General features: G+C 56.5%; 7 protein-coding genes. 6 read left to right on the forward strand and 1 reads right to left on the reverse strand.

Going from position 1 to position 6,454, the window contains the following annotated elements; translation table 11 throughout:
- Nucleotides 1-15: 15 nt before the first annotated feature.
- Entirely contained in the window at nt 16-1,347 is a 1,332-nt protein-coding gene (gene fucP / locus Q1V60_RS15355; RefSeq protein WP_300631803.1) for an L-fucose:H+ symporter permease, read from the forward strand.
- Nucleotides 1,344-2,390: an aldose 1-epimerase family protein gene (locus Q1V60_RS15360; RefSeq protein WP_300631805.1), complete on the forward strand. Its 1,047-nt coding sequence runs from the start codon at nt 1,344-1,346 to the stop codon at nt 2,388-2,390. Before fucP ends, Q1V60_RS15360 begins: the two co-directional genes overlap by 4 nt.
- On the opposite strand, the gene deoR is transcribed toward Q1V60_RS15360, so the two are convergent.
- The gene (gene deoR / locus Q1V60_RS15365) at nt 2,387-3,145 is read right to left on the reverse strand and encodes a DNA-binding transcriptional repressor DeoR (RefSeq protein ID WP_300631807.1); all 759 of its coding nucleotides are present in this window, start codon (nt 3,143-3,145) and stop codon (nt 2,387-2,389) included. The two genes, Q1V60_RS15360 and deoR, sit on opposite strands and share 4 nt — an antisense overlap.
- A gap of 125 nt (nt 3,146-3,270) precedes the next feature.
- On the opposite strand from deoR, the gene deoC reads away from it, so the two are divergent.
- The 4 genes from deoC to Q1V60_RS15385 all read left to right on the forward strand — a co-directional run bounded on the left by deoC (nt 3,271) and on the right by Q1V60_RS15385 (nt 6,240).
- Nucleotides 3,271-3,954, forward strand: coding sequence for a deoxyribose-phosphate aldolase (deoC, locus tag Q1V60_RS15370; RefSeq protein ID WP_300631808.1), 684 nt, complete (start codon nt 3,271-3,273; stop codon nt 3,952-3,954).
- 359 nt (nt 3,955-4,313) lie between these two features.
- Nucleotides 4,314-4,679: a hypothetical protein gene (locus Q1V60_RS15375; protein WP_300631810.1), complete on the forward strand. Its 366-nt coding sequence runs from the start codon at nt 4,314-4,316 to the stop codon at nt 4,677-4,679.
- 24 nt (nt 4,680-4,703) lie between these two features.
- Nucleotides 4,704-4,886 carry a hypothetical protein gene (locus Q1V60_RS15380; protein WP_300631812.1) on the forward strand — a complete coding sequence of 61 codons (183 nt, stop codon included), beginning with the start codon at nt 4,704-4,706 and terminating at the stop codon, nt 4,884-4,886.
- A 292-nt stretch (nt 4,887-5,178) separates the two neighbouring features.
- Nucleotides 5,179-6,240, forward strand: coding sequence for an SDR family oxidoreductase (locus Q1V60_RS15385; RefSeq protein WP_300631814.1), 1,062 nt, complete (start codon nt 5,179-5,181; stop codon nt 6,238-6,240).
- Nucleotides 6,241-6,454: the final 214 nt, after the last annotated feature.

The raw sequence follows: 6,454 nt of genomic DNA on the forward strand, positions 1-6,454 counted from the left end.
GCCCGGAGAACAATAATGAACAAACCTGCGCTGCAACCGACTCCCGATGGCTTCTACCTGAACCGCACGCCCTGGTTCGCCTTTATCCTGCTGTGCAGCATCTTTGCGCTGTGGGCGGCGGCGGCGAGCATGAACGATGTGCTGATCGCCCACTTCAAGAAAGCGTTTCTGCTCAGTGATTTCCAGACCGCCTTTGTGCAGTCGGCGTTTTACCTGGGCTACTTTTTCGTGGCGATCCCGGCCGCGATGGTGGTGCGTCGCTTCAGCTACAAGAGCACGATCCTGATCGGCCTTCTGCTGTATATGTTCGGCTGCCTGTTGTTTTTTCCGGCGGCGTCCACGGCCAAGTACGGCATGTTCCTGTTGGCGCTGTTTGTGATAGCCGCCGGGCTGTCGTTCCTTGAAACCGCGTGCAACACCTATTCGACACTGATGGGGCCACGGGAAACCGGGACCCGACGCTTGAACATTTCGCAAACCTTCCACCCATTCGGCGCAATGGCCGGGGTGTACGTAGGCAGCTTTGTGATGTTCAAGGACACGGACGCCACCACGGAACAACTGACTCAGATGAGCGCTTCCGAGGCGGCGGTTGCGCAGTTGCAAATGATCCAGTCCACGCTCTTGCCCTACAAGGGGATGATTGCCGTGCTGGTGCTGATCTTTATCCTGATCGCCATTACGCGATTTCCCGCCTGCAAGGGCAATAAGCCCGCTGGCAGCAAGCCCGGCGGTCTGCGTCAGAGCCTGGGCCGGCTGTGGCGCAACCCACGCTTTACCTTTGGCGTATTGGCGCAGTTTCTTTACGTGGGCGCCCAGGTCGGCGTGTGGAGTTTCACCATTCGCCTGGCCATGCAAATGGGCGGTATGAACGAGCGCAGCGCCTCCTGGTTTTTGCTGACCACCTTTGCCGCGTATTTTGTCGGCAAGCTGATCGCCAACCTGTTGATGCGGCGGCTGCACCCCGCCAAGGTCCTGGCGATCTACGGCGTGCTGTGTATCGTGCTGCTGGCCTATACCATTCTGGTGCCGAACATTTCGGCGGTGTATGCAGCGGTCGGCGTGAGCATTTTCCTCGGCCCCTGCTGGCCGACCATCTACGGCCTGACCATCGATGGCCTGGGTGAAGACACCGGTGTCGGTGGCTCTTTGCTGGTGATGAGCATTGTAGGCGGCGGGGTGATCCCGATCTTCCAGGGCCTGCTGTCCGACGCCAGCGGCGGCAACATGCAGCTGGCTTACAGCGTGCCGTTACTGTGCTTTATCGTGATCGTGATGTATGCGCTCAAGTGCATGCGCCAACCCGGCACTGTACCGGCGGGCGCCACCGGGGCGGTGGCCTCATGAATACACGTATCCCACTGTACCGAGCGATGTTTGGCGAGCAGGAAAAGATCCTCCTGCAATCCCCTGCATTCAAGGTCAGCGCCTGGACCTATGCGTCCGGTGTGTTGGCCCTGGGATTGGAGAACAGCCGTGGCAAGCTGGTGGTACTGCCTTATCAGGGACAGATGATCTGGTCAGCCGAGTTCGACGGTTGCAACCTGACCATGAGCAACCTGTTCGAGCAACCTCGGCCCAGCCCGACGGTCATCGACACCTATGGCTGCTTCATGTTTCACAGTGGCCTGCTGCGCAATGGTTGCCCGACGCCGGACGACACGCACGCCTTGCACGGCGAAATGCCCTGCGCGCCCCTGGACACGGCCTGGCTGGAAGTGGGCGAGGGCTTTTTGCGACTGGGCGGCTCGTATGAGTATGCCAAAGGGTTCGGCGATCGGTACCTGGCTTGCCCCAGCGTCACATTGCGCGCTGATTCGGCCTTGTTCGATATCGACATGGACGTGACGAACCTGGCCGGAAAGCCCATGGACCTGATGTACATGGCCCACATGAACTACGCGTTTGTGACCGGTGCGCGGTTTGTCGAACCGTTGGGCGTGCAGCGCCTGCGCCTGCGTACCAGCGTGCCGGACCACGTCAAACCGACGCCAGCCTGGAGCGCCTACATGGCCCGACTGGCCGAGCACCCGACTCAGTTGGCCTGCCTTGAACAGCCGTCACTGTACGACCCCGAGATCGTGTTTTTCTTTGATGGTGTTGGCACTGACGCCGCGGGCCAGGCGCACTTTCTACTCGATCATCCCGATGGCGCGGCGTTTTACACCCGTTACCGTCCCGAACAGTTCGAGCACGCCGCGCGTTGGATTCTGTACACGCCGGATCAGCAAGTCGCGGCGTTCGTACTGCCGTCCACCTGTGAACCCGAGGGCTATAACGCCGAGAAAGCCAAAGGTCACGTGCGTGTGCTGGCGGCTGGAGCCAGCGCTTCGTTCAGTGTCACCACCGGTTACTTGAGTGCGCAGGAGCGGCAGAAGCTGTTGGGTTAGACCAGCAATTGCGCGCCGTTGGCCTGGATGACTTCTTTGTAGGCACGGGGGATTTTCTTGTCGCTGACCACGTACTGAAAGTCTTCCAGGGCGGCGAAGTGAGCGGTGCGCACCGTGTCGAACTTGCTGAAATCAGCGAGCAGCACGCGCTGCTGGGCCTGGCGTATGACTTTTTGCTTGACCTCGACTTCGTTGAAGTTGAAGCACGTCACGCCAAATTCCTGGCTGACGCCGGCAGCGGTCACAAAGGCCCATGTCAGGCGCACGCTGTCGAGGATGCTGCTTTCGGCGCGGCTTTCAAAAACCTGATTCTTGCGGTGAAAGGTGCCACCGCACAACACGATGTGGCAATTGGGCTTGTTCTGCAGTTTGAGCAGCACGTTCAGCGAGCTGCACACCGCCGTGAACTCCAGCGCATCGGGAATGAAATCAACCACAAAAGGCGAGGTGGTGCCGCAGTCAAAAAATACCGTGTCACCGGCCTGGATCAACTGGGCAGCGAGCTTTCCGATGCGGCGTTTTTCCTCAACGTGACGCGTGTCCTGCTCCGCCACGCGATAATCGCCGGCCTCGTTGCCGACTCGCGTGATATAGCCGCCCAGCAGGCGCAGATGATCGCTGAAATGGTTGAGATCGCGGCGCAGGGTCATTTCGGAGACCTCCAGCAGCGCGGCCATTTCCTTCAAGTGAATGGCATGCTGGTCCTGCAAGGCTTGTTGAATGAGCTTCAGTCGCTCGGCTTTTCTACTGTCCACGAGTATTCCAGAGGTTGATTGTTGTTAACTAAGTAACATCAAATGTTATTACTGTAACTATCTTATGTGCGCACTGTGACAAGCGCGCCACAATCATTGGCAACATACAGGCAAGGACTCGTTAAATGAACAATCTTCCATCCGCAGCATTGGCCAAGTACATCGATCACACCCTGCTGGCTCCTGACGCCTCCCGTGAGCAGATCCGAACCTTGTGCGAAGAAGCCCGCGAACACGGCTTTTATTCCGTGTGCCTGAACTCGGGCCAAGTACCTTACGCGGCGTCGTGCCTGACCGACAAAGCCGTAGTGATTTGTGCTGTTGTGGGCTTTCCATTAGGGGCCGGTCTGAGTGATACCAAGGCTTTCGAAGCCCAACGGGCAATTGCCGCCGGGGCAGGGGAGATCGATATGGTGCTCAATATCGGATGGTTGAAAGACGGGCTGCTGGACGCCGTGCGCGAAGACATCGCCCTGGTCCACGAGGCCTGCGGCGCCGTGCCGTTGAAGGTCATACTGGAAACCTGCCTGCTCGACGACAAGCAGAAGGTCCAGGCCTGCGAAATCTGCCGCGACTTGGGTGTGGCGTTCGTCAAGACCTCCACCGGCTTCAGCCGAAGCGGTGCTACGGTCGAAGATGTGGCACTGATGCGCCAGACCGTGGGCGCCGGGGTTGGTGTAAAGGCGTCCGGCGGTGTACGCGATTATCCGACGGCTTTAAAGATGATTGAAGCCGGGGCGACACGTTTGGGCAGTAGCTCAGGAATTGCGATCGTGGGCGGAGCGATGACGGCGGCGGGTGGGTATTAAGGATTTTCTTGCTGATAAGGGTGGATATAACTCAACTAAATGACTATTTAGTGTAGTTATTCATAAATTGCATAAGACTGGGGTAGGGTAGCTCATCTAATGAACTAGGGGCAGCTCATCTCTGATCGCTATCTTTCAAGTTTGCACGGTATCGTTCAAGAATGAGCTAGGGATAGCTCACCAAGTGAGCCAGGGTTAGCTCACGCATGACTGCAATCTTTCAATTTGAGGCAATGTCGGCCTTGCAGGATTTCTCGCATGCGAGAATTTTTACGAATGGCTACCCCGGAAGAATTTTATGACAGAGCCGATTTACGATTACGACCCAGCGGACTCGCTGGTTATGGAATATGTAGAGTATGAATATGCAGGGAACTGAAAAGCAGAAAGCGTTGGCCACCTTGATTAAGGCTGAAGCTGTTCAGTCAATCGCTGCTGCGGGGCTTTTGACTCCCCATTTCCGCGAGAAATGTACTGCCTTGTCGGAAGCGGTCGAGGCTATTACAGATTCATCCTGGATCATTTCAAACCGCTACAACCTTGGCCTTAAAACGGCTTCATTTATGGCACGATCGGCCCACGATCACCGCTCAGGAAGTCTCATATCATCAGTTGTTACGCAACGAGTATTGGCGAAATCCCTACCTGCGCAAAGGAACCTCCAGCTTCACCAAGGAGCATCAGATTGCGTTAAAAGCCATGTTTCAGGAAGCATGGCGACTTGAGCGGATTTCTCCCGAGGTGATCCAATGACAGAGCCAATTTATGATTATGACCCAGCTGACTCGCTGGTTGATGCCGAAGCCATGGCTTTCTTTTTGGCTGACGCTTACGACACCGGTGACGCTGCGTTTATTGCCGAAGCGATGGCCGTTGTTGCACGCGCTAAAATCCGTATTGATGCCGCGGCAGAAGCACAGCGGCCATCGTAATCTTCGTAGCGGTGTTTTTCTCGCATGCGAGAAATTCGGCCTGGCCAGCCGATCACCTGGTGAAAAGCAGCCTCCAGAGCCCCCTAGCTCCGTATAGGGTGGTTCGCATAATGTATATTATGTTAAATGTGATACCACAGACGTTATGACGCACCAGCACGATCGCCACAACCAACCGCTTCTCCATCGCAGCTTCGGTTCTTCCACACAGGCGATATCCGCCTCACTACTTCTGATAGGTTGAACCTCTGTTGCTTGGCGGGACTCCCAAACCTACATTCAGGAGAAACGTATGACCCAGACAGCTTTGGTCGTGGGCGCAAGCGGCATCGTCGGTAGCGCCATCACTCAGTTATTAGTCGACAACAACTGGCAGGTCGCCGCGCTGTCGAGGCACCCGTCGCAGGCGCAAGGCGTAATTCCTGTCGCGGCAGACCTTCAGGATCCTGCTTCGCTGGAACAGGCGCTGGCGAATTTGAAGCCTACTCACGTGTTCATTACCACATGGTCCCGGCAAGCCACGGAAGCCGAGAACATTCGCGTTAATGCCGCCATGGTGCGCAACGTGCTAAGCACCATTCGGCCGGCCAAAAGCGTCCAGCACGTAGCGTTGGTGACTGGCCTGAAACACTACCTCGGCCCATTCGAAGCCTATGGTAAAGGCAGTCTCCCGCACACACCATTTCGCGAAGAACAGGGTCGTTTGGATATCGAAAATTTCTACTACGCCCAAGAGGACGAACTCTTCGCCGCTGCTGAAAAGGACGGCTTCACTTGGAGCGTGCATCGCCCGCATACCGTTACCGGCGTTGCCGTCGGCAACGCGATGAACATGGCAACCACCCTCGCCGTCTATGCCTCGATTTGCAAACAAACTAACCGTCCCTTTGTGTTTCCAGGATCAAGAGTGCAGTGGGAAAGCCTCACCGATATGACGGATGCACGGCAGTTGGCGAAACAACAATTGTGGGCGGCCACCACGCCGGCTGCGGCCAATCAGGCATTCAATGTCACTAATGGCGATATATTCCGTTGGAAGTGGATGTGGAGCCGAATTGCCGAATACTTCGACTTGTCCGCTGCCGATTATCCCGCCTCACCCTCCCCACTTGAGAAACAGATGGCTGACGACCAGGCCATATGGACGCAAATAGTCACGGAACACGGCCTGAAAGAATCCGATATGGGTCGCTTGATATCGCCATGGCATACCGATGCAGACCTTGGTCGACCCATCGAAGTTGTCACGGACATGTCGAAAAGTCGTGCCATGGGCTTCACCGCCTACCAGGCGAGCGATCAAGCGTTTTTCGACGTGTTCGACAAACTACGCGAGATGCGCTTGATACCCTAGGTCGCTCCAGGGCAGATATTCTCATCAGCGAGTAATCGTCCCGGCAGGTAGCGAACCATTGAGTGGGCGCCGGACTGAACTGGTCAAGTAATTTTGGACACTGATTACGGTTCACGCCGCCAACCTTTCCTTCATGACCGGCGACCGGTAGTCGTTATAGCTGTGAGGCCTGCTGATGTTGTAGCGAGAGACATAGCGCTGTACGTCTGCTCGG

The sequence above is a fragment of the Pseudomonas sp. genome (genome assembly GCF_030147005.1).
GTDB lineage: Bacteria > Pseudomonadota > Gammaproteobacteria > Pseudomonadales > Pseudomonadaceae > Aquipseudomonas.